The following is a 23,586-nucleotide window of genomic DNA, read 5'->3' as shown; positions in this document are numbered from 1 at the left end:
GACCGATGACCAATATCGCAGCCTTTCTCTACCTCGTCTCCGGCGTTCTCTTCATCCTGGCGCTGCGCGGCCTGTCGCATCCGGCCACCAGCCGCAAGGGTAATCTCTACGGCATGATCGGCATGGGGATCGCAATCCTGACGACGCTCGTGCTGGCCACGCCGAATTTTGGCGGCTTCGTGCTGATCGTCCTCGGCCTCGCCATCGGCGGCAGCGTCGGCGCCTATGTCGCCCGCACCATCGCCATGACCTCGATGCCGCAGCTCGTCGCCGGTTTCCATTCGCTGGTCGGCCTTGCGGCCGTACTGGTAGCGGCCTCCGCACTCTATACGCCTGCCTCCTTCGGCATCGGTGAGATCGGCCACATTCACACCGAGGCGCGTGTCGAAATGGCGCTCGGCGTGGCGATCGGAGCGCTGACCTTTACCGGCTCGATCATCGCCTTTCTGAAGCTCGACGGACGCATGTCCGGCAAGCCGATCCTGCTGCCCTACCGGCATGTGATCAATGCCAGCCTGCTGATGCTGATCGTGCTCTTCATCATCGGGCTTGCCGCCACCGAAAGCCATTTCGACTTCTGGGCCGTCGTGGCGCTGTCGCTGGCGCTCGGCGTTCTGCTGATCGTGCCGATCGGCGGGGCCGATATGCCCGTCGTCGTCTCGATGCTGAATTCCTACTCGGGCTGGGCTGCGGCCGGGATCGGCTTCACGCTCGGCAATCTGGCGCTGATCATCACCGGCGCGCTTGTCGGCTCCTCCGGCGCGATCCTCTCCTACATCATGTGCAAGGGCATGAACCGCTCCTTCGTCTCCGTCATCCTCGGCGGTTTCGGGGGTGAGACGGCCATCGGCGGGCCGGACACATCCGACAGGACGGTGAAGCTCGGCTCGGCCGAGGATGCAGCCTATCTGATGGCGAATGCTTCAAAGGTCATCATCGTGCCGGGATACGGCATGGCGGTCGCCCAGGCCCAGCATGCATTGCGTGAGCTCGCCGACAATCTGAAGAAAAACGGCGTCGAGGTGAAATATGCGATCCATCCGGTCGCAGGCCGCATGCCCGGCCACATGAACGTGCTGCTCGCCGAAGCCAACGTTCCTTATGACGAAGTCTTCGAGCTCGAGGACATCAATTCGGAATTCGCTCAGGCCGATGTCGCCTATGTCATCGGCGCCAATGACGTCACCAATCCGGCGGCGCGCGACGACAAGACCTCGCCGATCTACGGCATGCCGATCCTCGATGTCGACCGGGCAAAGACCTGCCTCTTCGTCAAGCGCTCGCTCGGCTCGGGCTATGCGGGTATCGACAATACGCTGTTCTATAAGGACGGCACGATGATGCTGCTCGGTGACGCGAAGAAGATGACCGAGGATATCAACAAGGCGATCGCGCATTGATCGACAAAGATGCAGCCGCCCTCGGGGCGGCTGTTCGATTTGCGGCAGACCTGGCTAGTTTCCTCAGGTCTCGCCCGGCACCAGCGTCATCTTCTCGACGCCGATCGCCAGATTCAAACCTTCCTGCGCCTGAACGTTCAACGGCTGCAGCATGAAGGCCTTGTCGGTGCCGCCGGCGATGACCTTGGCGCCGGCGCCTGCACCGATGCTCGCATCGGCGCCGATCCCGTAATATTCGCCGGCGAGGGCGAATTGCGGGATATCCGTGCCGGTCTTTGCCAGCACCTGCCAGATCATGACGCTCTTGCCGGTCTGGCCGATATCGAGCCCGAATTTCTCGATCTTTCCGGCATAGACCGCCTTGGCGCCGCCGGATGCCGGTGTGTAGGTGCAGATGAGGTTCTTCTGCGAGGTGACGATCAGACCCTGGCCGCCATCCGATCCGCAGACCAGACGGCCAAGCGTGACATAGTTTTCCGCGCCCGCCGGGCTCGCCCAGGCAGCGGCCGTCAGTGCCGCGGCTGCGACCATGATTTGCTTGAACATGGCCTTTCTCCTTTGGAACGACCTGTCCGAAACGGGTGGAAATAGCGATTGTTCCGGGCGCAGATTCAAAGTGACAGCGCGTCTGCAGAGACGCGCAGCGCTCTATTCCCGCTCCAGCGTGGCGCGTTGCGCCGTCAGCACCCACAGCAGACCTTCGGGGCGGAAATCGATCTCAACCGTGCCGCGGAAGGCGGAGGCGGCATGGGCTTTGATCACGGTCGTGCCGAAGCCCGAGCGTGATGGCTCGGTGACCGTCGGGCCGCCTTGCTCCTCCCAGGTGAAGCGGAGCAGGGCATCCGGCTTGTCTTCCTCCCTGATATCGCGCCATTCGAAGCGGACGCGGCCTTGCGGCACCGAGAGCGCGCCGTATTTCACCGAATTGGTGGCAAGTTCATGCAAAGCGAGGCCGAGATTCTGCACGGCATCCGGCTTCAGCACGAAGTCTTGCCCGCTGATGTCGATCTGCTCGCGCGATTGCGGGAAGGCCTGCAGATGAATGTCGACCACCCGTCGCAGCGACACCCCGCCCCATTGCTCGCTGGTCAGGAGCTCGATCGAACGCACCAACCCCTCGAGGCGGTCGGCGACGGCGGCGCGGAAGGTCTCGACGCTGTCGGACTGCTTGGCGAGCTGGCGCATCATTGCCTGGGCTAGCGTCAGAAGATTCTTGGTGCGGTGGACGAGCTCATGCATGACGAAACGCAGTCGGTCCTCGGTCTGGCTGCGATCGAAAGAGGCATTCGAAAGAGCAATCGCCACCTGGTTCGCCTCGATGACGCTGGTCTCGACCGGCGAGACGATATGGCCTTCGCCCATGCGGTTCGCCATTTCGGCGATATCGCGGATGGTGGTACGCACCTGCCTTGCGACGGCATAGGCGCCCAGCACGGCGACGAGCACCAGGGCGACGCCGCCGATGATGAGGAAACGCCAGGTGCTAAGGATCGAAGCCTGGGCGATCGGTCCCCAGATCACTGTCTTCCACGACCAACCTGGGATTTGGGCATAACCGAGGAGCATGTGCGGCAGGATCGTCTCGTCCCGGAAGACGCCACGCGGCGCGGTGAGTGCCGGCAGGATGCGCGGATCGAAAGCCGTGCCGGGTTCTAGATTGGCGGGGCCGGTGGCCGCGACGACATGGCCGCTGTCATCGATGACGGCAGCCGACCAGCCGGTTGCAAGACCCTCGGTGGTCACGAGCTTGCGCAGATCCTTGGCATCCTGGGTAATGATGAGGGCAGCAACGGGATCGTTCTTCCGCGGCAGGGTAACGTTATAGACCCAATCGCCGCTGGTCCGGCCGCGAAAGACGTCCGATGCTTCGATGCGACCGGAAGCCATGACCGCCTCGAGGGCAGGCATGTTCGCCGTCTTGTCGAGCGGTGTGCCGAATGCCCGGCGTGTGTTCAACAACTGCTGGCCGCTGCGATCGACGGCGATGACGAAAAGCGTATTGTCTCGAAGGGCCGTTTCGGTGCGTTCGTGGAAGGCGGCGAGATTGCCATTTTCCAGCTCCGGCGAGCTGGAAAGCAGCCGCAGCGTCGTTGCCATATCCTGAAGCTGGCGATCAATGATGCGCGAAAGGGCGAGCGCATCCTGGGCCGTCTCGCGCCTCAGCGCCGAGCGCTGGTTGTCTTCCAGCTGTAGCAGAAGCAACGTCACAAAGGCGAAGATCGGCAGTGCGATCGCCACCGCCATGGCGACGAGGTAGGTGCCGATCGAGGCTTTGGGAAAGAACAGTGCGACGATCTTCATCTGCCGCGCCACATGACGTGGGCTACGGCATAATTCCTTAAATCGGATCGATCTAACGGTACAATTATGCAGCCATTCACAGGGTGACTGCATCCTTTACGCGCCTGAAAAGACGCGCGGCGCCGGAATGCGCGTGGCCCGCAACGGTTTTCGCTTGCGGCCAGGAAAGCAAAGATCCGCATCTCTCGCAAACCGCCCCCAACACGTGTTCGAACGCCCGATAGCGGGCTATCGAAGCAGCGCCATGTTAGGGGGAGCAAGAGCAGGTTGCAACATGGTATGACACGCGATCGACCGTGACGGACGCTTTTTCCGGCGTCTCTTCTGAAGGAGGCGCGCGGCTGCTTTTTTTGGCGGGGATCGCTTCCGCCGCCCGGCGCGACACAATCTCACATTGACGATATAGGCAGGGTGCTTCCGCAAGATTCGTTTGAATCTTCAGGGCTTTGGCCGGCGCCCCGATGGGCGGTGCGATCGGCAGGGGCTGCTACGGGCGGCCGATGTTTTCGGGCCGCCCGATTCATATCCTTAGCCGGCTGGGGCAACGCCGACTCGGGCAAGACCGTCGCGTGCCGGCTGGTATTTGGGATCGAGGCCGATCGCGTGGCGATAAGAGCGGGCGGCCTTCGCCTTATCGCCACGACGTTCGTAGACGAGCGCTTGGTTGGCCCAGGATTCGGCGAGGTTGCCGTTGAGCTCGATCGCATGGTTGAAATCGGCAAAGGCGTTGTCGTCGTCGTTCAGCGCGATATAGGAAATGCCGCGGCCATTATAGGGTTCGGCAGAATTCGGCGCGAGCGAGATGGCTTTCGAGAAATCGTCGATCGCCTTGTCCTGCTGATTGCGCTTCTGATAGATCAGGCCACGATTGTGATAGGCGCGGCCATCGGTGGTGCCGAGCTGGATCGCCTTGTCGAAATCGTTGAAAGCCTGATCGTCCTGGCCAGCCATGCGATAGACATTGCCGCGGCCGATATAGGCGACGTCGTAGCTCGGATTGATCTGCAGGGCGGCATTGTAATCGCCAATCGCCTGAGCCTGCTGGCCCATGTTGCGATAGACAAGGGCGCGGTTGGCGTAGGCCTGGAAAAACCGCGGATTGATCTGCAGCGCCGTGTTGAAATCGTTCAACGCCTGGCGGAACTCGCCGGCGCGGCCATAGGCGGAGCCGCGGACGTTGTAACCTTCTGGATCTCTCGGATTGGCATTGATAACAGCCGTCAGCGAAGCGATGTTCTCTTCCGAACCTTGCGCCTTGTCGATGCGGATCACGGCATCCGAGGTGTTGGTCGTCTCGCAGCCGGCGAGGCCGAACATCGCCGCCAGCGCCAAGGCGGGCAGGAATGCGGTTTTCTGCAAGCGCAAAGCGCGGGACGGATTGAAGGTGTTGACAGCCATTCGGGCTCGCTTTCCCCATGCGGCATATCCGGTGCGCGGATATGCGATCTTCAGCGGCAAACTAAAAAGGCGGCGGCGAACCCATCGCCCCCGCCACAATGCATCTGAAAACGTCGAAAAAACGACGGCAACGCTCAGCGTGCGACCAGACCTTCGCGCTGGGCGCGCTTGCGGGCCAGCTTGCGAACGCGACGAACAGCCTCGGCCTTCTCGCGAGCACGCTTCTGCGACGGCTTCTCGTAGTAGTCGCGCATCTTCATTTCGCGGAAAATGCCTTCGCGCTGCATCTTCTTCTTGAGAGCGCGGAGAGCCTGATCAACATTGTTATCGCGGACAAGTACCTGCACGAGAATCACGTTCCTTTGGTTGGTTGATGCCGGAGGCGGCGCAGCGGCCAGAGGCAAAACAATAACGTTCGCGCGGCCGCAGCCTTGCGATTGGTGATGCGAAATAGCAGATCGGGTATGGGAAGTCCAGATGGATATGGGAGGCAGGTGGAAAAATCACGCCTGCCCCGAATCCGCTCACGATCCGGCCGTTTCGGGCGCGGCTTCATCCAGCGCGGCAATGGCCTCCTTGAGAGCCGTCCTGACCCGGAGGCGGTCGGCCGGCTCCAGCCGGCTCATATCCAGATGCAGGTCAAGGCCGGAGAGATGCTCGCTGAGAACACGGCTCTTGTGATCCGCGCCGAGCGTCAGCCCATCCACCGCATAGGGCACGATTTCGCGCTGGATGCCCTTCATCGTGATCGGCGGCAGGGGATGGGCGTCGACGATTTCGTTCACCAGCGCATAGGTTTCGTAGCTGATGACGATCTCTCCTCCCTGGGCGATCGATTGCAGCCGGGCCGCGAGATTGGCCTCCGCCCCGATAATCGTATAGTCCATACGGTCATTGCTGCCGAAATTGCCGACATTGCAATAGCCGCTGTTGATGCCCATGCGGACGACGAAGGGCTCTTCGGTGCCGTTTCTGCGCCATCTGTCCTTGAGTTCGCCGAGACGGTGCTGCATGGCGACGGCCATGCGCAGACAGGCTTTGGCGTCCTCCTCCGGTCCCTTGGTTTCGGGATCGCCGAAGAAGACCAGCATCGCGTCGCCGATGAACTTGTCCACCGTGCCGCCATGCTCCAGGGCAATATTCGACATTTCGGTCAGATATTCGTTGAGCATCTCCGTCAGCGCTTCCGGCTGCAGGCGCTCGGTCGTCGCCGTGAAATCCTTGATGTCGGAGAAGAAGATCGTCAGGCGCTTGCGCTCGGTATGCACGACCACGTCCTTCTGCCCGGAGAAGATGCTCTTGTAGATCTGCGGCGAGAGATAGCGCGATATCTTCAGGGAAACGCTGGCGAGAAACTCGTTCGCCGCTTCCAGATCCTGGTTGGCGCTATGGATCGCGCGCGCCTGCTGCCGCTGGAGCAGAATGAAGCTGATGCCGATGATGGCGACGAAAAGAAAATAGCAGAGCAGATATTTGAAGGCGAAGACGTTGCTCGCATAAGGCTGCCGGATGATGACCTCCTGAATGCCGCGCACATCGCCCACCTTCCAATCGGTCTTCGGGCTTTCGGGATGGCTATTGTGGCAGGCAACACAGGCCTGGCCCATGACGACGGGGGTGATGAACCGCAAGGTGTCGGTCAATCCGACGCGGGTGAGATCGTTCAGCGTCTGCTGCGGATTGGCGCGCAACGCGGCGAGCGATTTCTTCTCGAAGTCGTCGAGCTCGTGAGAGGCTCGGCTCTTGAACGGCAGGTCGGAGACGAAACGGTAGGTGATATTGGCCTGCTGTTCCTTGATGACGTCGCCGAGTTCCAGGGACAATGTGGCCGGCAGCGGAATGGCGCCTGGTATATTCGCGTAGTTGTGAGAGACGATCGTGCCTTCGGTCGCGCCGCTGGCATGGGCGGCCAGCACGCGCCCCACGACATTGGCGGAATAGTAGGAGCGGATGCTCGATATCAGCGAGCTCATGTCGCGCGCCTGACGCCGCAGGGTGTTTCCGGAGAGATCGCTGATATCGAGCCAGACGGCCAGCGGCAGCCCTGCGAGCATTGCCAGCACGACGACAATCAGCCAGTGGCCGCTGCGACGCGCGGCGGTTTCGGAAATCACGGCGACCTCCATCGCTCTCGAAAGCATCCGATTTTTCGGTCGCTACAAGAACATTTCGCCGCGCGCCGAGCAAGGTCGAAGCCTTGTCATCCAAGCAAAAGCACGGCCAAAATTGGAGGTGTGTTGGTATTGAAGAGGTTTGCAGGCCGCCGGCCGGAAAACGAAATGCGGGAGGCGGAAAAGACACTGCTCGGGATGCATGTGCGAATGGCGTTTGGACTGAAAGCGGCGTAGCCTGTCTGACGGCAGGTTCGGTCCGCCCTACCCTGTCTGCCGTGGGAGGGGACGCCCGGTGAGATGATGACGCGCGTGCAGCAAATCGGTGTCGTTATCGGCCTGGCGATCGTGGCTGCGCTGACGATCCTCCGGGCCGGCGATCCCGGGATTTTCAAGCTGATCCGCGGCGTGACGTTCGACGAGTATCAGCGGCTGGTTCCCAGAACCTTCGAGCCGATGCCGGTCCGCGTGATCGACATCGACGAGGCATCGTTGCGCGAATTCGGCCAATGGCCATGGCCGCGGGACCGGATCGCCCTGCTGGTGGACCGGCTTTCGCAGATGGGGGCTGCGGCCATCGCCTTCGATATTCTGTTCGCCGAGCCGGACCGGCTGTCGCCGCGCAACGTTGTCCGCGAGGTTGCCGGCGTCGATCCTTCCCTTGCCGAGAAGCTGCCTGACAATGACGAGATATTCGCCAGCGCAATTGCCGAGAAACCCGTCGTCCTCGGCTTCGGTCTTTCCAACGAGGGCAATTACCGGCCGCCTGTCAAGGCGGGCTTTGCCTTCACCGGCGAAAGCCCCGTCTCGGCTCCACCCTATCTCCGCGCCTCGACACCACTCAGGCCGCAATTGGAGGCCAAGGCGGCGGGCCTGGGTCATATCAGCCTCAACCCCGGCAATCCCTCGCCGGTGGTGCGGGCGGTGCCGCTGTTTCTGACCGACGGCACGCAGCTCTATCCGAATCTGGCGATCGAGGCCCTGCGCGTGGCGCAGGGAGTGTCGACCTATGTGCTGTCAGGCGCGCCCGATCGCGCCGGCATCATGACATCGGCAAAGATCGGGGATTTCGTCGTGCCGCTGACGGCGGCGGGCGAACTCTGGCTTTATGTCAGTCCCGACCGGGCCGAGCGGTACATATCCGCCCGGCAGGTGCTCGCCGCCGAAGGGGCCGCTCCCGAGGTCGCGGCCGCCATCGACGGCAGCATCGTCTTCGTCGGCACGTCGGCGGCCGGCCTGCAGGACATTCGCGTCACCGCGCTCGGCGAGAACGTTCCCGGCGTTTCGCTGCATGCGCAGGCTGTGGAGCAGATCCTCTCCGGTCATTACCTGTCGCGGCCCGACTGGGCGGACGGCCTGGAAATCCTGATGATTGCCGTGCTCGGATGCCTGCTCGTCGTGGTGACGACCTTCGTCAGCCCGGCGGTCGCGCTGATCTGCGGCCTGCTGATCACGGCAATGGGGTTGGTGGCGTCCTGGCTCTCGTTTCTGTATGCAGGACTTCTCTTCGATCCGCTGGCTCCAATCGTCAGCGGATCGATCATCCATTTTGCCGCGACCTCCTTCCGGATCCTGGTGATCGACCGGGAGCGGCGGGCGGTGCGGCGGGCCTTCGGCCATTATCTTTCTCCGTCGCTGCTGCATCGCATCGAGCATACCCGCGACGCGTTGCGCCTCGGCGGCGACGACCGCGAGCTGACGGTGATGTTCGTCGATGTCAGGAGCTTTACCGAGATCAGCGAGCGGCTGGCGCCGACGGATGTCGTCGCGTTCCTGAACACGTTGCTCGATGCGCTGAGCCGCCATGTGGTGGCCAATGAAGGCACGCTCGACAAGTTCATCGGCGATTCGATCATGGCATTCTGGAATGCGCCCGTCGATGTGGCCGATCATGAGACCAAGGCGGTTCGCGCTGCACTTGCCATGCGCGAGACGCTGGCCGAATTGAATGCCGGCGACGCCTTCGGCTTCGGGCCTGAACAAAAGGTCGGGATCGGCATCGGCATTCATACCGGCCTTGCCTGCGTCGGCAATATGGGCGCCAAGACCCGCTTCAACTATTCGGCGGTCGGCGACGCCGTCAACGTCGCGGCGCGGCTGGAATCATGCTGCAAGGAGGTTGGCTTCGATATTCTGATATCCGACAGCACGGCAAAGTCGGTGCAGGGGATGGCGCTGATCGAGGCTGGCGCCATTCCGCTCAAAGGCAAGAGCAGCCGAACGCAGATCCTTGCCGTCGTCGGCGACGAACGTGTTGCCGCATCTGCCGAGTTTGCAGCACTTGTTGGCGTTCATCAGCAACTGATGCAGGCCCTGCTTTCGCATTCGAAGAACACCCGCAAGCTTATCGGCACGGCAAAGCTCAGGGCGGTGCAGGTGATCGACGGCCTGGCGGAATTCTATCAACGAATATCCGGCAGGACGGATCATTTTCGCGAGGCGCCCGATGGATTGGAGAAGAGTGCGGCCGACTGAGGGCGTCAGCGGTTGCGATTGAGACCCCAGCCCTTGCCATGGTTCCGATCCCTGTTGTGATCCCGATCTTTATCGTGATCGCGGTCACGATCCCGATGATCCCCTCGATCGTGATAGTCGTGATCATCGTGCTGATCGTGATGTTCATGCCGGCCACGGCCATCATGCTTATCGGGTTTATCCGGTTTGTCGTGATGCGGCTTGTCAGGCTTGTCGGGCTTGTCGGGCGTGGCCGGCCGCTCTTTCTGCGGCTCGGCCTGCCGCTGCGGCGGATCTTGTCGCTGCGGATTGGGCGCCGGCTCGGTTGAAGACGGAGGCGAGGGCCGGTTTCTCTCTTTTCTGTCCGGCGCGACGGAGGCCACATTGCAGCCGCCGAGCATGCCGATGCCGCCCGAAAGTCGCTGATTGCCGGAGAGGAAGGGGAGGGCGCGCGGATTTCCGAGCGTCTCGAGAACACTGGGATCGACCCGGCGTGCCGCCGACATATTGCCGTTCGGCTTGGCCACCACGCAATCGCAGCGCTGCTGCAACTGCCGGCAGCCGCCCGGGCCGCAAAACTGGGCCGCGCCGTTCAGCAGCACGACGGCGGTCGTGCCGTCAGGGCCGACGTAGAAATCGAAAGCGGTGCCGCGTACGCCGATCGTGCCGGCCGGCGTCAGGATCTGGTAGGCCGAGGAGTTGGAACTGCCGCTGACCCAGCGGAACGTCCCTTTTGCCGCTCTGATGGTCAGTTTCTTGACCGATTGGGAATCATCGAAGACATATTTGTCGATGACAACCGACGAACCCCAGCCGACCGCGAGCTTCGTGCCGTCACGAAACAGGAACTGGCCGAGCCCCGATTGCGATGTCTTGATGCGCTCGTTGCGATGAACTTTGGTGTCGACCTCGATCGGGCCGCTTTGTCCCGTCACCTCGGTCTTGATGACGACAGCCTGGCCGACCGGCTCGGCGGCGGGTGCCGGCCATGCGCTGCTTAACGCGACGCAAAGCGTCGCGACTGATACTGAGCGCCAACCCCACATGATACACATACCCCAGAACATGCGATGATTAGCATTTTAGCAATTGCTTGTCTTCTCACCCTGTTGGGCTAGGACGGAGGAGGCAGAGCATGGCGTCGACCGAAAACCGCGCAGTTTTTCGCCATCATGTCGTTTAGTGTCAAAAGCAAAGCTCTCGCGCGTCGCAAAAGAACCGTTGTGCCGCATTTGGATTTGCGATTTGTATGGGCGCGGAGAACAGCCCCTTGCCCGAAGGAGAAGAAGGCGGATGCGGAAATATTCGGTTTTTGCCGTGGCGCGGGAGGCCCTTCGTGGCCACAAGGGCTGGGAGAAGCAGTGGACTTCGCCTGAGCCGCGCGCTGAATACGACGTCGTCATCATCGGCGCCGGCGGCCACGGGCTGGGTGCCGCCTACTACCTCGCCAAGGAACACGGCATCACCAATGTTGCGGTGATCGAGAAGGGCTGGCTCGGCGGCGGCAATACCGGGCGCAACACCACCATCATCCGCTCGAACTATCTCTATGAAGAGAGCATGCACATCTACGAGCATTCGATGAAGCTCTGGGAAGGGCTTTCCCAGGAGCTCAACTACAATGTGATGTATTCGCCGCGCGGCGTGATGATGCTTTCGCACAATATTCACGACCAGCAGTCCTTCAAGCGGCATATCCATGCCAACCGGCTCTACGGCATCGACAATGAATGGCTGACGCCGGAGCAGGCGAAGGCCTATTGTCCGCCGCTCGATATCTCGGCCAGCGCGCGCTACCCGATCAACGGCGCAGCACTGCAGCGCCGCGGCGGCACGGCGCGGCACGACGCGGTCGCCTGGGGTTATGCGCGAGCGGCCTCGGACCGCGGCGTGCACATCATCCAGAATTGTGAAGTGACCGGGATCCGGCGCGGTGCGGACGGACGGGTGACCGGGGTCGAGACCTCGCGCGGTTTCATCGGCGCCAAGAAGGTCGCCGTGTCGGCGGCCGGCCATACGACAACGGTCATGCAGATGGCCGGCGTGCGTGTGCCGCTGCAATCGAGCCCGCTGCAGGCGCTGGTCTCCGAGCCGTTGAAGCCGATCTTTCCCTGCGTCGTCATGTCGAACACGGTGCATGCCTATATCTCCCAGTCCGACAAGGGAGAGCTGGTCATCGGCGCCGGCACCGACCAGTATAATTCCTATTCCCAGACCGGCGGGCTGCAGATCATCACCCACACGCTCGATGCCATCTGCGAGCTCTTCCCGATGTTCCGGCGCGTCAAGATGATGCGGCAATGGGGCGGCATCGTCGACAATACGCCGGATCGTTCGGCGATCCAGTCGAAGACGCCGGTTCCCGGGCTCTACGTCAATTGCGGCTGGGGCACCGGCGGTTTCAAGGCGACGCCAGGCTCGGCCAATCTCTTCGCGCATCTGATTGCCCGCGACGAGCCGCATAAATTCAATGCCGGGCTGACGCTGGAGCGTTTTCGCAGCGGCCGGCTGATCGACGAAGCAGCGGCGGCGGCGGTGGCGCACTGATGACAAATGTTATGGCTGAGCCTCGGACGCTCACTCCTTTCGTCGCTTACCCCCTCATCCGCCTTTCAGGCACCTTCTCTCTGCTGGGGAGAAGGGGAGGAGAAGGAAATCCCACATGCTGCTGATCCATTGCCCTTACTGTCAGGAAGAGCGTTCCGAGCTCGAATTCCGCGGCGCGGGTGACGCGCATATCGCGCGGCCCGCCGAGATCGCCTCGATCTCGGACGAGGAATTCGAGGCCTATTTCTTTCTGCGCGACAATCCGAAGGGGCTGATCTTCGAACGTTGGCGACACATTCACGGCTGCGGGCGTTTCTTCAACGCGGCGCGAGATACGGTGACCGACAAGTTCATCGTGACCTACAAGGCGGGCGAGCCGAAGCCTGAGATCGGGGCTGCGGCCAAGCAGCATGGGCCTGTCGAGACATATGAAGCCGTGGAAGGAGAGGCGCAATGAGCGGCGTGAACCGTATCGCCGGCAAGGGGCGCCTGACACCGGCCAAGACCGCACGCTTCAGCTTCGACGGAAAGAGCTATACGGCGCTCGAAGGTGATACCGTCGCCTCGGCGCTGATCGCTAACGATGTGCATCTTCTGGGACGTTCGTTCAAATATCACCGGGCCCGCGGTATTCTGTCTGCAGGGGCCGAGGAGCCGAACGCGCTGATCGACGTCGCCCGTGATACGGCGCGCAAGCAGCCGAACGTGCGCGCCACCGTGCAGGAAGTTTTTGACGGCATGATCGTCAACTCCCAGAACCGCTGGCCCTCGCTCGCCTTCGATGTCGGCGCCGTCAACAATCTGATGTCGCCGTTCTTCGCCGCCGGTTTCTACTACAAGACCTTCATGTGGCCGCGCGCCGCCTGGAAACACGTCTACGAACCGCTCATCCGTCGCGCCGCCGGCCTCGGGGTCGCGCCGACGGAGGAGGATCCGGACCATTATGCCAGCCGCTATGCCCATTGCGACGTGCTGGTGGTCGGCGCCGGCGTTGCCGGGCTTTCGGCTGCGTTGGCTGCGGCTGAGACCGGTGCCCGGGTGATCCTTTGCGACGAGCAGGCGGAAGCCGGCGGTGCGTTGCGCTACGATGCCGGCGTGACGATCGACGGACAGGACGGCTATGCCTGGGCCCAGAAGGCCGTGGCGCGGCTGAAGGCGATGGACAATGTCGAAGTGCTCACCCGCACGACCGCCTTCGGCTACTACAACCACAATTTCGTCGGTCTTGCCGAGCGCGTCACCGACCATATCGCCAAGCCCTCCCACGATCTGCCGCGCGAGCGGCTCTGGCAGGTCCGGGCCAAGCGGGTCATCCTCGCCACCGGCGCGATCGAGCGGCACATGGTATTTCCGAACAACGACCGGCCGGGCATCATGCTCGCCTCGGCGGGGCGGATGTATCTCAATCATTACGGCGTCGCCGTCGGCACCAAGGTCGGCATCTACACGGCGCACGATTCAGCCTATGAAGCGGCTTTCGATCTGAAACGGGCCGGTGTTTCGATCGCCGCCATCGTCGACAGCAGGCAAGCGCCGGGCGCGGCGGTGCTGGAAGAGGCGCGTGCGCTCGGCATCGATGTTCTCACAGGCCAGTCTGTTATCAACACCGCGGGACGGCTGCGTATCTCATCGATGACGGTGGCGCGCAACGGCGGCGGTTCATCGCGCAAGATCGCGGTCGATGCGCTCCTGGTTTCGGCTGGCTGGACGCCGTCCGTCCATCTCTTCTCGCAGTCGCGCGGCAAGGTGGCCTTCGATGCCGAAAGCCAGCGTTTCCTGCCAGGCTCTTACGCGCAGGATTGCCTTTCGGTCGGTGCCTGCAACGGCACCGACGACCTGCAGCGGACGATCGAGGAATCGCTTGCCGCCGGCGAGCTGATGGCGCAGGCCACCGGCAAAAGCAGCGGCGAGAAGATCGCAATTTCGGCCGAGCAGGCCTATGACTGGACGGGCGGCATGATCGGCGCTGCCGAAGGCGCCGGTCCGAAGACCAACGCCAAGGCCTTCATCGATTTCCAGCACGACGTCTGCGCCAAGGATATCCGCCTTGCCGTGCGCGAAGGCATGCATTCGATCGAGCATATCAAGCGCTTCACGACCAACGGCATGGCCTCGGACCAGGGCAAGCTCTCCAACATGCATGGCCTGGCGATTGCCGCCGAAATGCTCGGCAAGGAAATCCCGCAGGTGGGGCTCACCACGTTCCGTGCGCCCTATACGCCGGTCACCTACGGTACGCTGATCGGCCATTCGCGTGGTGAGCTGTTCGACCCGACACGCAAGACGCCGCTGCACGATTGGGAGGAGGCCCATGGCGCGGTCTTCGAAGATGTCGGCAACTGGAAGCGCGCCTGGTTCTATCCGCGGGCTGGCGAGACCATGCATCAGGCGGTTGCACGCGAATGCCGGACGGCGCGCGAGTCGGCCGGTATCTTCGACGCCTCGACGCTCGGCAAGATCGAGGTGGTCGGTCCGGATGCGGCGAAGTTCCTCAACCTCATCTACACCAATGCCTGGGATACGTTGAAGCCCGGTAAGGCCCGCTACGGCATCATGACCCGCGAGGACGGCTTCGTTTATGACGACGGTGTCGTCGGACGCCTGGCGGACGACCGTTTCCATGTCACGACGACGACCGGCGGCGCGCCGCGCGTCCTGCACCACATGGAAGATTACCTGCAGACGGAATTCCCGGATCTGAAGGTATGGCTGACCTCGGTGACCGAGCAATGGGCTGTCATCGCCGTGCAGGGGCCGAAGGCGCGCGAGATCGTCGCGCCGCTGGTCGAAGGGCTCGATCTTTCGAACGAGGCCTTCCCGCATATGAGCGTTGCCGAGTGCACGGTCTGCGGGGTGCCGGCGCGGCTCTTCCGCGTCTCGTTCACCGGCGAAACCGGCTTCGAAATCAACGTGCCGGCCGACTACGGCCAGTCGGTGCTCGAAGTGGTCTGGGCCAATGCCGAACCGCTCGGCGCCTGCGTCTACGGCACGGAGACGATGCACGTGCTTCGCGCCGAGAAGGGTTACATCATCGTCGGGCAGGACACCGATGGAACCGTGACCCCCGATGACGCCGGACTTTCCTGGGCGGTTTCGAAGAAAAAGACGGATTTCGTCGGCATTCGCGGATTGAAGCGGCCGGATCTCGTCAAGGACGGGCGCAAGCAGCTTGTCGGCCTCGTCACCAAGGACCCGAAGCTGGTGCTCGAAGAAGGCGCGCAGATCGTCGCGAGCCCGAACGAGCCGAAGCCGATGACCATGCTCGGCCACGTCACATCAGCTTACTGGTCGGACAATTGCGACAGGTCGATCGCCTTTGCACTCGTCGCCGGCGGCCGGGCGCGGATGGGCGAAACGCTCTATGTGCCGATGCCGGATCGGACGATCGCCGTCGAAGTGACGGATCTCGTATTCTTTGACAAGGAAGGAGGCCGGATCCATGGCTGAAGTCGCAATTCGCAAACCGGCGCTTGCCGGCCGTCTCGGCGGCTCCGCAACGGTGCGGCTGACGACCGCACCCGCTGCCAGCCGGGTGGCGCTGCGGGCGCCCGCAGAATCGCTCGCAGCACTTTCCGCTGCTCTCGGCCTGTCTGTGCCGGCCGCCCCGAAAACATCCGGCCGGGCTGGCGCCCGCTCGGCGCTGTGGATCGGGCCGGACGAATGGCTTGTCATCGATGAGGACGGCGCCGACCTGATGGCGGCATTTTCCGGTGCCGGCGCGCTGCATTCGGCGACCGACGTGTCCCACCGCAATGTCGCGATCATCGTCTCGGGACCGGGTGCGGAGGCAACGCTTTCGGCCGGCTGCCCGCAGGATCTGTCGCTTGCTGGCTTTCCGGTCGGAGCCGCATCGCGCACGATCCTGGGCAAGGCGGAGATCGTGCTTTTCCGCACGGAAGAAGACACGTTCCGGGTGGAATGCTGGCGGTCGTTCTCGGACTACGTCTTCGGGCTGCTGAACGAGGCGGCTCACGACGCCGGGCATTGAACCCGCGCCAATCCCGGCTGGGTCAGCCTTCATTCAAGGGGTAGGCCAATGCTGCACCATGCTTCTCTCGGCGTTTCCGATATTGAACGGTCGGCGGCATTTTACGATACCACGCTGGCCGCGCTCGGTTACGTCAGGGTCTGGGACGATATCCGGCCGGGGCAAACGGGGCAGGCAATCGGCTATGGCCTTGCCGGCGGCGGGGACAAACTGGCGATCAAGCATCGCCCGGATGGCCAGCGTCCAGCCGGCCCGGGTTTTCATCTGGCCTTTGCCGCCCCGAACCGCCAGGCGGTCGATCGGTTTCATGCGGCGGCCATAGCGCATGGCGGCGGTGACAATGGCCGGCCCGGCCTGCGGCCCCATTACGGTGAGCACTATTACGCGGCGTTCGTCACGGATCCCGACGGACATGCTCTCGAAGCTGTGTTCAATTCGGCCGAGTAGCAAAAGCAGTTTTGCTTAGACGTCCTCGGGACGGTCCTTCGGGTCGAATTGGATGATGGTGATCCATTTTGCCGTCAGCGCCGGCTTCTTCTCGTTTTCAATCTCGATCGAGACGTCATAGGTGGTCATCAGCATGCCGGCGCCGCGGAAGCGGGCCTCGGAGAGCAGGAAGCGGCCGCGGACGCGGGCGCCGCTCTTCACCGGCGTCATGAAGCGGACGCGCTCGAAGCCGTAGTTGATGCCCATGGTCTGCTCGCGCACTTTCGGCAGGCAGTTGTAGTTCATCGTCGACAGCAGAGACAGTGTCAGGAAGCCGTGGGCGATGGTACCACCGAAGGGGCTCTCGGCTGCCGCGCGTGCAAGATCAACGTGAATGAACTGATGATCGTCGGTCGCCGCCGCGAAGGCGTCGATCATCGACTGGTCGACCGTGATCCAATCCGATAGGCCCGTTTCCATGCCGATCAATCCCCGCACGTCGGAGAGTGAAATTTCCGTGACCATAAATTCCTCGTGAAACAAGCCGTCGCGGCAAAGCCTTATCGCGCATTTGTGACGATTGCGACAAGGATTTGCGCAAGCGAAGGCAGGCGGTCAATTTTCTACGAAAAAGGCGACGGAGCGCGGCTCGACGGCTGCACTCTTGCCGGCTTTCTGCGCTCCTTCAGGCGTCAACTGGCGCCAGCCCGGTTCGCCCCGGGAAGGGAGCGTGAAAAATTGGCGGCTCCCCGAGCGGTTGAAAAGCACGGCAAGCCGGGTCTGCCTGCCGCCGGCGGAGCGGTCCTCGGTCGACAGAAGCATGCCGAGGGTGGAAAGCGACGGCGTCTCCCATTCGGCAACGGTCATCGGCTCGCCGGAGAGCGAAATCCATTCGACGTCGCCATTTCCTGACAGGAAACCCGTTTCGGAGAAGACGGTGAAGCGGCGGCGCAGTTCCGCAACGAAGGCGGTGTGGGCGATGAGATTCCCGTCCAACGCGTTCCAGTCCAGCCAGGTGATCTCGTTGTCCTGGCAATAGGCGTTGTTGTTGCCGTGCTGGCTGCGGCCGCCCTCGTCGCCTGCCGTCAGCATAATGCTGCCGCGGGTGGCAAAGAGGGTTGATATCAGCGCCATCACGTCGTCACGGCGACGCTTGCGGATGGTGGGATAGAGGGTTTCCCCCTCGACGCCGTTGTTCCAGGAGTGGTTTTCGTTGTGGCCGTCGCGATTGTGTTCGCCGTTGGCATCGTTATGCTTTCCGGCGTAGGAGACGAGATCGATCAGCGTGAAGCCGTCATGGGCGGCGAGGAAGTTGACGCTGCGCGTTTGCCTGCCGTCGTTGCGGGAGAAGATGTCGGAGGAGCCGGCGAGTGCGGTTGCCAGCGCGCCGGTCTTCCAATCGTCGCCGCGCCAGTAACAGCGCAGGTCGTCGCGGACCCGGTCGTTCCATTCCAGGAAGGACGCCGGGAAATTGCCGAGCTGATAGCCGCCCGGGCCGATATCCCAAGGTTCGGCGATCATGATCCGGTCGGCAAGCACATCGTCGGCGAGGATCGCGGCAAGCGTTCCGCCGTCGCGCTCGAAGCCCGTTGCGGTGCGGCCGAGCACGGGGGCGAGATCGAAGCGAAAACCGTCGACGCCGGCGTTGAGCACGAAATGGCGCAGGCTGTCGATGACGAGGCGGCGGACCTCGAGATGATCGCAGGCAAGCGTGTTGCCAGTGCCTGTGTCGTTGATGAGCTCGCCCGGCCAATTCTGGGCGTGGCGATAATAATGCAGATTGTCGAGGCCGCGCAGCGACAGCGTCGCGCCGTAACGGTCGCTCTCGCCGGTATGGTTGAAGACGAGGTCGAGGATGACGGCGATGCCTTCGGCATGGAGGGCCGCGACCGTCTCGCGCAGCTCCGTCATGCCGCCGGGGACAAGCCGCGGATCGAGCGCCATGAAGGCGACGGGATTGTAGCCCCAGCCGTTGGTGAGGCCGAGCGGCGGCAGGTGGCGCTCGTCGATCCAGGCGGTGATCGGCATCAGTTCGACGGCGTCGACACCGATCCGCTTCAGGTGTGCGATGACGGAGGGATGAGCAAGGGCTGCAACCGTGCCGCGCTCTGCCTCCGGCACGTCGGGATGGAGAATGGTGAAGGGCCGCACCGCCACCTCATAGATAAAGCCGCCCGGATTGAAGAGCGGCTTGCTGACCAAGGCGGGTATATCGGCAGTGACGATCGCCTTCGGCATCAGATCCTGGCTGTCTTCGCCATAGATGCCGAGACGGGGATCGTAGCGGAACGGCCTGTCGATCTCCTTGGCATAGGGATCGAGCAACAGTTTGGAGGGGTCATACCAGAGACCGTTATCGGGCGCGTAGATACCATCGGCGCGATAACCATAGCGCGCGCCGGCCTTCAGCCCGTCGACAAAGAGACGATGGATGTGATTGCTGTCGCGCGCCATCGGCAGGCGCGCGAATTCCCTGTTGCCGTCATCTTCGAAGAGGCAGAGTTCGATCTGTGCGGCATCATGCGACCACACCGCAAATTCGACGCCGGTCTCGAAAACGATCGCGCCGGCTTGCGCCGCACTGCTTCCCCGCATGTTCCCCCCGGATCAGGTGATCACGGTTGGCGCGTCGCGTCCCGTGCGTTCCCGAATGCTGGCAATGCTTTCGGCGGCCGCGATCAGATCGGCGAGCGCTTCCTGCGTTTCGATGTTGTGGCGAGTCGAATCCGGCTCGTAACGCTCGATATAGACACGCAAGGTTGCGCCAGACGTGCCAGTGCCGGACAGGCGGAAGACGACGCGGGAGCCGCCCTCGAAGAGCACGCGGATACCCTGATGTTCGCTGACCGATTTGTCGATCGGATCGTGATAGGCGAAGTCGTCTGCCTTCTCGACCTTCAGGCTGCCGAAGCTCTTGCCGGCCAGGGTGGAAAGCTGGCTGCGGAGATTGTCGACCAAGCCGTTTGCCGCATCGGTGTCGAGGCCTTCATAGTCATGGCGCGAATAATAGTTGCGGCCGTAGGTCTGCCAGTGCTGGGTGACGATATCGGCGACACTCTCGCCGCGCACGGCAAGAATGTTCAGCCACAGCAGCACGGCCCAGAGGCCATCCTTTTCGCGGACATGATTGGAGCCGGTACCGGAGCTTTCCTCACCGCAGATCGTCGCCATGCCGGCATCGAGCAGGTTGCCGAAGAATTTCCAGCCGGTTGGCGTCTCGTACATACCGATGCCGCGCTTTTCGGCGACGCGGTCGGCAGCACCCGATGTCGGCATCGAGCGGGCGATGCCGGCGAGGCCGCCGGAATAGCCGGGGGCGAGATTGGCGTTGGCGGCAAGGATCGCCAGGCTGTCGGACGGCGTGACGAAGATGCCGCGGCCGATGATCAGATTGCGGTCGCCGTCGCCGTCGGAAGCGGCGCCGAAATCGGGCGCATCATCGCCCATCATCTCGTCGAAGAGTTCCTTGCAGTGAACCGGGTTCGGGTCGGGATGATGGCCGCCGAAATCCGGCAGCGGCATGAAGTTGCGCACGGAGCCCGACGGAGCGCCGAGACGATTTTCGAAGATTTCCTTGGCATAGGGGCCGGTGACGGCGCTCATCCCATCGAAGGCAATGCGGAAGCCGAGGCTGATCAGGTTGCGGATGGCGCCGAAATCGAACAGCTCTTCCATCAGCGCGGCATAGTCCTCGACCGGGTCGATGACCGAGAGGATCGTGCCGCCGGGAAGCTCGTCCTTGCCGATGCGGTCGAGATTGACGTCGGCGAAATCGGCGATCTTGTAGCTGTCGATCGTCTTGGAACGCGCATAGATCGCGTCGGTGATCTTTTCCGGCGCCGGACCGCCATTGTTGATGTTGTATTTGATGCCGAAGTCTTCGGTCGGGCCGCCGGGATTGTGGCTGGCGGAGAGGATGATGCCGCCGAAAGCCTTGTATTTGCGGATGATGTGGGAGGCGGCCGGCGTCGACAGGATGCCGCCCTTGCCGACCATGACCTTGCCGAAGCCATTGGCAGCGGCCATCTTGACGGCCTTCTGGATGACTTCGCGATTGTAGTAGCGTCCGTCGCCGCCGATGACGAGGCACTTGCCCTGATAGCCTTCCAGCGAATCGAAGATCGACTGGATGAAGTTCTCCGCATAATTCGGTTGCTGGAAGACTGGAACCTTCTTGCGCAGGCCAGACGTGCCGGGTTTCTGGTCCAGATAGGGCGTGGTGGGTACGGACTTGATCATTTTAGGTCACATGCCTTTCGAGACGAGGCTTGAATAGAGGGCAGCGTAGCGTTCGGCGCTCTTCTCCCAGGAGACATCCGATTTCATGCCCTGCTTTTGCAATTGGGTCCAGAGTTTTCGGTCCTGGTAAAAATGCATCGCACGGCGGATTGCCTGTAGCATGCCTGTTTCTGTCACGGGGGCAAATTGTATGCCGGTTGCGACTTTCGCTGCAAGTGCGGCGTGATTGGCGTCGATCACCGTGTCATTCAATCCGCCGGTGCGGGCGACGATCGGCACGCAGCCGTAACGCAGTCCGTAAAGCTGGGTCAGGCCGCAGGGTTCGAAGCGCGAGGGGATGATGATCGCATCGCAGCCGGCCTGCATTAGGTGCGACATTGGCTCGTTATAACCGATCGAGACGCCGATGCGGCCGGGATGGCGGCTGGCGGAGGCGAGCAGCGCGCCTTCAAGCGCCGCTTCACCGGAGCCGAGCACGACGAGCTTGCCGCCCATGGCGACGATCTCATCGGCGACGTTGGCGACGATATCCATGCCCTTCTGCCAAGTGAGACGGCTGATGACGCAGAAGATCGGGGCGTCGTCATTGTCGAGATGGAAGAATTCGGCGATCGAGCGACGGTTCTCCTCGCGGTTCTTGAGCGTCGCCGGGCCGTAATGGGTGTGGACGACGGGATCGGTCGCCGGGTTCCAGACATCGGTGTCGATGCCGTTGACGATGCCGTACAGATTGTCGATGCGGCTGGCGATGACGCCCTCGAGCCCCATGCCGAATTCCGAGGTCAGGATCTCATCGGCATAGGTCGGGCTGACCGTCGTGATCGCATGAGCGGTCTTGAGGCCGCCCTTGAGGAAGCCGACAGTGCCGTAATATTCGATGCTTTCGGTGGCGAAGGCATGGGCGGGCAGGCGCAGGCCGGGAAAGATCTCGGAACCGAACTGGCCCTGGAAGGCGATATTGTGGATGGTCAGCACGCTCGGCAGTTCCGGCGTCGGGTAATAGCGCATATAGACCGACGTCAGCGCCGCCTGCCAGTCGTGGGTGTGGACGAGATCCGGCCGCCAGCCGGGCATCAGGCCGGCGGCAATCTCGGAGGCGGCAAGCGACAGAGCGGCAAACCGGCGCCAGTTGTCCGGATAGTCCTTGCCGAGCGGATCGAGATAGGGGCCGCCCGGCCTGTCGTAATAGGCCGGCGCATCGAGGATGAGCAGATCGAGGCCTTCGTGTTCAACCTCGAGCACCGTCGCCCGCTCGCCGAGCAGGTCGGCGAATTCGAGCCTGGCGACCGGGTTGCGAATGACCTTCATGACGGCGGGATAGCCGGGCAGAAGGGTCTTGGTCTCGACCCCGAAGGCTTTGAGAGTAATCGGCAGGGCGCCTGACACATCGGCCAGGCCCCCTGTCTTGATCAAAGGGAAGACTTCGGACGAAACCGAAAGAACTTTCATAAGTCAGATATCCAGCTTGTCGATCATCGGTTGCGTGATCAGGCAGATGCCGCTTTCCGTCCGCCGGAAACGCTTGGCGTCGAGCTCGGGATCCTCGCCGACGACCAAGCCTTCCGGAATGACGACACCATGGTCGATCACCACATTCTTGAGCTGCGCGCGCCGTCCGATCTTCACGTTCGGCAGGATGACGGCGCCTTCCATCTTGGAGAAGGAGTTGGCCCTGACACCGGTGAAGAGCAGGCTGTTGTTCAGGCTGGCGCCGGAGATGATGCAGTCGCCCGACACGACGGAGGAGGTGGCCGAGCCGCGGCGATCCTCGTCGTCATGGACGAATTTCGCCGGCGGGGTGATCTCGGCATAGGTCCAGATCGGCCAGGACTTGTCGTAGATGTCGAGCTCCGGAACGATCGCCGTCAGGTCGATATTGGCCTGCCAATAGGCGTCGATCGTGCCGACGTCGCGCCAGTAAGGCTCGTGCTCGAAATCGGACCGGACGCAGGACTTGGCGAAGCGGTGGGCGACCGCCTTACCGTTCTTGACGATATAGGGGATGATGTCCTTGCCGAAGTCGCGGCTCGAGTTCGGATCGGCGGCGTCGCGGCGCAGCGCATCGAGCAGGAACTTGGTGTGGAAGACGTAGATGCCCATCGAGGCGAGGGCGAAATCCGGCTTGTCGGGAATGGGCGGCGGATCGGCCGGCTTCTCGACGAAGGCGATGATCTCGTCCTTCGCGTTGACGTGCATGACACCGAAGCCGGTCGCTTCCATGCGCGGCACTTCCAGGCAGCCGATGGTGACGTCGGCGCCGGAATCGACGTGCTGCTGCAGCATCCATTCATAGTCCATCTTGTAGACGTGGTCGCCGGCAAGCACCACCATGTATTCGACGCCGTAATCCTGGATGATGTCGATGTTCTGATAGACGGCGTCGGCGGTGCCCTCGTACCATTGCGTCTCGGAGACGCGCTGGCTGGCGGGCAGGATGTCGAAGCTCTCGTTGCGCTCGGGGCGGAAGAAGTTCCAGCCACGCTGCATGTGGCGGATCAGCGAATGCGCCTTGTATTGCGTGGCGACGCCGATGCGGCGGATACCGGAATTCAGGGCGTTCGACAGGGCGAAATCGATGATGCGAGCCTTGCCGCCGAAATAGACGGCCGGCTTGGCACGCCGGTCGGTGAGTTCCTTGAGACGGCTTCCCCTACCGCCCGCCAGAACATAAGCCATTGCATCGCGGGCAAGTGGCTGAACGCGTTTTTCTACCATTTTCTCC

The 23,586-nt window shown here is 62.5% G+C and carries 18 protein-coding genes; 7 read left to right on the top strand and 11 right to left on the bottom strand.

What is annotated here, in order from left to right:
- Window positions 1-5 precede the first annotated feature (5 nt).
- Window positions 6-1,400 carry an NAD(P)(+) transhydrogenase (Re/Si-specific) subunit beta gene (locus NE851_RS29955; RefSeq protein ID WP_127430730.1) on the top strand — a complete coding sequence of 465 codons (1,395 nt, stop codon included), beginning with the start codon at window positions 6-8 and terminating at the stop codon, window positions 1,398-1,400.
- 63 nt (window positions 1,401-1,463) lie between these two features.
- Here NE851_RS29955 and NE851_RS29950 read toward each other — a convergent pair whose 3' ends face one another.
- The 5 genes from NE851_RS29950 to NE851_RS29930 all read right to left on the bottom strand — a co-directional run bounded on the left by NE851_RS29950 (window position 1,464) and on the right by NE851_RS29930 (window position 7,225).
- On the bottom strand, window positions 1,464-1,946 hold the full coding sequence (locus NE851_RS29950; RefSeq protein ID WP_254959550.1) for a DUF992 domain-containing protein: 483 nt from the start codon (window positions 1,944-1,946) through the stop codon (window positions 1,464-1,466).
- A 102-nt stretch (window positions 1,947-2,048) separates the two neighbouring features.
- On the bottom strand, window positions 2,049-3,701 hold the full coding sequence (locus tag NE851_RS29945; RefSeq protein WP_097543080.1) for a sensor histidine kinase: 1,653 nt from the start codon (window positions 3,699-3,701) through the stop codon (window positions 2,049-2,051).
- A gap of 528 nt (window positions 3,702-4,229) precedes the next feature.
- The gene (locus NE851_RS29940; protein ID WP_047616361.1) at window positions 4,230-5,099 is read right to left on the bottom strand and encodes a tetratricopeptide repeat protein; all 870 of its coding nucleotides are present in this window, start codon (window positions 5,097-5,099) and stop codon (window positions 4,230-4,232) included.
- A gap of 134 nt (window positions 5,100-5,233) precedes the next feature.
- Entirely contained in the window at window positions 5,234-5,446 is a 213-nt protein-coding gene (rpsU, locus tag NE851_RS29935) for a 30S ribosomal protein S21 (protein WP_003585885.1), read from the bottom strand.
- 177 nt (window positions 5,447-5,623) lie between these two features.
- Window positions 5,624-7,225 carry an adenylate/guanylate cyclase domain-containing protein gene (locus NE851_RS29930; RefSeq protein WP_127430774.1) on the bottom strand — a complete coding sequence of 534 codons (1,602 nt, stop codon included), beginning with the start codon at window positions 7,223-7,225 and terminating at the stop codon, window positions 5,624-5,626.
- Window positions 7,226-7,513: 288 nt separating this feature from the next.
- Between NE851_RS29930 and NE851_RS29925 the strand changes: the two genes are divergently transcribed.
- A complete protein-coding gene (locus tag NE851_RS29925) occupies window positions 7,514-9,685 on the top strand; it encodes a CHASE2 domain-containing protein (protein WP_047616792.1) in 2,172 nt (723 codons plus the stop codon).
- Between the two features lie 5 nt (window positions 9,686-9,690).
- On the opposite strand, the gene NE851_RS29920 is transcribed toward NE851_RS29925, so the two are convergent.
- Window positions 9,691-10,710, bottom strand: a complete 1,020-nt coding sequence (locus tag NE851_RS29920) for a FecR family protein (protein ID WP_127430731.1) — start codon at window positions 10,708-10,710, stop codon at window positions 9,691-9,693.
- Window positions 10,711-10,957: 247 nt separating this feature from the next.
- Between NE851_RS29920 and NE851_RS29915 the strand changes: the two genes are divergently transcribed.
- The 5 genes from NE851_RS29915 to NE851_RS29895 all read left to right on the top strand — a co-directional run bounded on the left by NE851_RS29915 (window position 10,958) and on the right by NE851_RS29895 (window position 16,646).
- Window positions 10,958-12,211 carry a sarcosine oxidase subunit beta family protein gene (locus NE851_RS29915; RefSeq protein WP_028756873.1) on the top strand — a complete coding sequence of 418 codons (1,254 nt, stop codon included), beginning with the start codon at window positions 10,958-10,960 and terminating at the stop codon, window positions 12,209-12,211.
- 115 nt (window positions 12,212-12,326) lie between these two features.
- Window positions 12,327-12,668 (top strand): sarcosine oxidase subunit delta, encoded by a 342-nt coding sequence (locus NE851_RS29910; RefSeq protein WP_028756872.1) that lies wholly within the window; start codon window positions 12,327-12,329, stop codon window positions 12,666-12,668.
- Window positions 12,665-15,658 carry a sarcosine oxidase subunit alpha gene (locus NE851_RS29905; protein ID WP_254959549.1) on the top strand — a complete coding sequence of 998 codons (2,994 nt, stop codon included), beginning with the start codon at window positions 12,665-12,667 and terminating at the stop codon, window positions 15,656-15,658. Before NE851_RS29910 ends, NE851_RS29905 begins: the two co-directional genes overlap by 4 nt.
- Window positions 15,651-16,199 carry a sarcosine oxidase subunit gamma family protein gene (gene soxG, locus NE851_RS29900; RefSeq protein WP_097543083.1) on the top strand — a complete coding sequence of 183 codons (549 nt, stop codon included), beginning with the start codon at window positions 15,651-15,653 and terminating at the stop codon, window positions 16,197-16,199. Before NE851_RS29905 ends, soxG begins: the two co-directional genes overlap by 8 nt.
- Window positions 16,200-16,247: 48 nt before the next feature.
- The gene (locus tag NE851_RS29895) at window positions 16,248-16,646 is read left to right on the top strand and encodes a VOC family protein (RefSeq protein ID WP_097543084.1); all 399 of its coding nucleotides are present in this window, start codon (window positions 16,248-16,250) and stop codon (window positions 16,644-16,646) included.
- A gap of 15 nt (window positions 16,647-16,661) precedes the next feature.
- Here NE851_RS29895 and NE851_RS29890 read toward each other — a convergent pair whose 3' ends face one another.
- The 5 genes from NE851_RS29890 to glgC all read right to left on the bottom strand — a co-directional run bounded on the left by NE851_RS29890 (window position 16,662) and on the right by glgC (window position 23,579).
- The gene (locus NE851_RS29890) at window positions 16,662-17,150 is read right to left on the bottom strand and encodes a MaoC family dehydratase (protein ID WP_127430733.1); all 489 of its coding nucleotides are present in this window, start codon (window positions 17,148-17,150) and stop codon (window positions 16,662-16,664) included.
- Between the two features lie 90 nt (window positions 17,151-17,240).
- Window positions 17,241-19,220 carry a glycogen debranching protein GlgX gene (gene glgX, locus NE851_RS29885; RefSeq protein WP_127430734.1) on the bottom strand — a complete coding sequence of 660 codons (1,980 nt, stop codon included), beginning with the start codon at window positions 19,218-19,220 and terminating at the stop codon, window positions 17,241-17,243.
- A 12-nt stretch (window positions 19,221-19,232) separates the two neighbouring features.
- Window positions 19,233-20,864: an alpha-D-glucose phosphate-specific phosphoglucomutase gene (locus NE851_RS29880; protein WP_028756866.1), complete on the bottom strand. Its 1,632-nt coding sequence runs from the start codon at window positions 20,862-20,864 to the stop codon at window positions 19,233-19,235.
- A gap of 6 nt (window positions 20,865-20,870) precedes the next feature.
- Window positions 20,871-22,313, bottom strand: coding sequence for a glycogen synthase GlgA (glgA, locus tag NE851_RS29875; protein ID WP_127430735.1), 1,443 nt, complete (start codon window positions 22,311-22,313; stop codon window positions 20,871-20,873).
- Between the two features lie 3 nt (window positions 22,314-22,316).
- Window positions 22,317-23,579, bottom strand: a complete 1,263-nt coding sequence (gene glgC / locus NE851_RS29870; protein WP_028756864.1) for a glucose-1-phosphate adenylyltransferase — start codon at window positions 23,577-23,579, stop codon at window positions 22,317-22,319.
- Window positions 23,580-23,586 lie beyond the last annotated feature (7 nt).

It is taken from the genome of Rhizobium anhuiense bv. trifolii (assembly GCF_024346605.1).
GTDB classification, from domain to species: Bacteria; Pseudomonadota; Alphaproteobacteria; order Rhizobiales; family Rhizobiaceae; genus Rhizobium; species Rhizobium anhuiense.
Note: the sequence above shows the minus strand (reverse complement) of the source record. Positions and strands in the feature narration are given on the sequence as shown.

What these genes read in the sequence shown, in the direction of transcription:
- NE851_RS29915 (WP_028756873.1), top strand. Translation starts at nt 10,958, where the DNA reads ATGCGGAAATATTCGGTTTTTGCCGTGGCGCGGGAGGCCCTTCGTGGC.
- soxG (WP_097543083.1), top strand. Translation starts at nt 15,651, where the DNA reads ATGGCTGAAGTCGCAATTCGCAAACCGGCGCTTGCCGGCCGTCTCGGC.
- NE851_RS29945 (WP_097543080.1), bottom strand. Translation starts at nt 3,701, where the DNA reads ATGAAGATCGTCGCACTGTTCTTTCCCAAAGCCTCGATCGGCACCTAC.
- glgC (WP_028756864.1), bottom strand. Translation starts at nt 23,579, where the DNA reads ATGGTAGAAAAACGCGTTCAGCCACTTGCCCGCGATGCAATGGCTTAT.
- NE851_RS29920 (WP_127430731.1), bottom strand. Translation starts at nt 10,710, where the DNA reads ATGTGGGGTTGGCGCTCAGTATCAGTCGCGACGCTTTGCGTCGCGTTA.
- glgX (WP_127430734.1), bottom strand. Translation starts at nt 19,220, where the DNA reads ATGCGGGGAAGCAGTGCGGCGCAAGCCGGCGCGATCGTTTTCGAGACC.
- NE851_RS29940 (WP_047616361.1), bottom strand. Translation starts at nt 5,099, where the DNA reads ATGGCTGTCAACACCTTCAATCCGTCCCGCGCTTTGCGCTTGCAGAAA.
- NE851_RS29890 (WP_127430733.1), bottom strand. Translation starts at nt 17,150, where the DNA reads ATGGTCACGGAAATTTCACTCTCCGACGTGCGGGGATTGATCGGCATG.
- NE851_RS29925 (WP_047616792.1), top strand. Translation starts at nt 7,514, where the DNA reads ATGACGCGCGTGCAGCAAATCGGTGTCGTTATCGGCCTGGCGATCGTG.
- NE851_RS29950 (WP_254959550.1), bottom strand. Translation starts at nt 1,946, where the DNA reads ATGTTCAAGCAAATCATGGTCGCAGCCGCGGCACTGACGGCCGCTGCC.
- NE851_RS29930 (WP_127430774.1), bottom strand. Translation starts at nt 7,225, where the DNA reads ATGGAGGTCGCCGTGATTTCCGAAACCGCCGCGCGTCGCAGCGGCCAC.
- NE851_RS29910 (WP_028756872.1), top strand. Translation starts at nt 12,327, where the DNA reads ATGCTGCTGATCCATTGCCCTTACTGTCAGGAAGAGCGTTCCGAGCTC.
- NE851_RS29895 (WP_097543084.1), top strand. Translation starts at nt 16,248, where the DNA reads ATGCTGCACCATGCTTCTCTCGGCGTTTCCGATATTGAACGGTCGGCG.
- glgA (WP_127430735.1), bottom strand. Translation starts at nt 22,313, where the DNA reads ATGAAAGTTCTTTCGGTTTCGTCCGAAGTCTTCCCTTTGATCAAGACA.
- NE851_RS29880 (WP_028756866.1), bottom strand. Translation starts at nt 20,864, where the DNA reads ATGATCAAGTCCGTACCCACCACGCCCTATCTGGACCAGAAACCCGGC.
- NE851_RS29905 (WP_254959549.1), top strand. Translation starts at nt 12,665, where the DNA reads ATGAGCGGCGTGAACCGTATCGCCGGCAAGGGGCGCCTGACACCGGCC.
- NE851_RS29955 (WP_127430730.1), top strand. Translation starts at nt 6, where the DNA reads ATGACCAATATCGCAGCCTTTCTCTACCTCGTCTCCGGCGTTCTCTTC.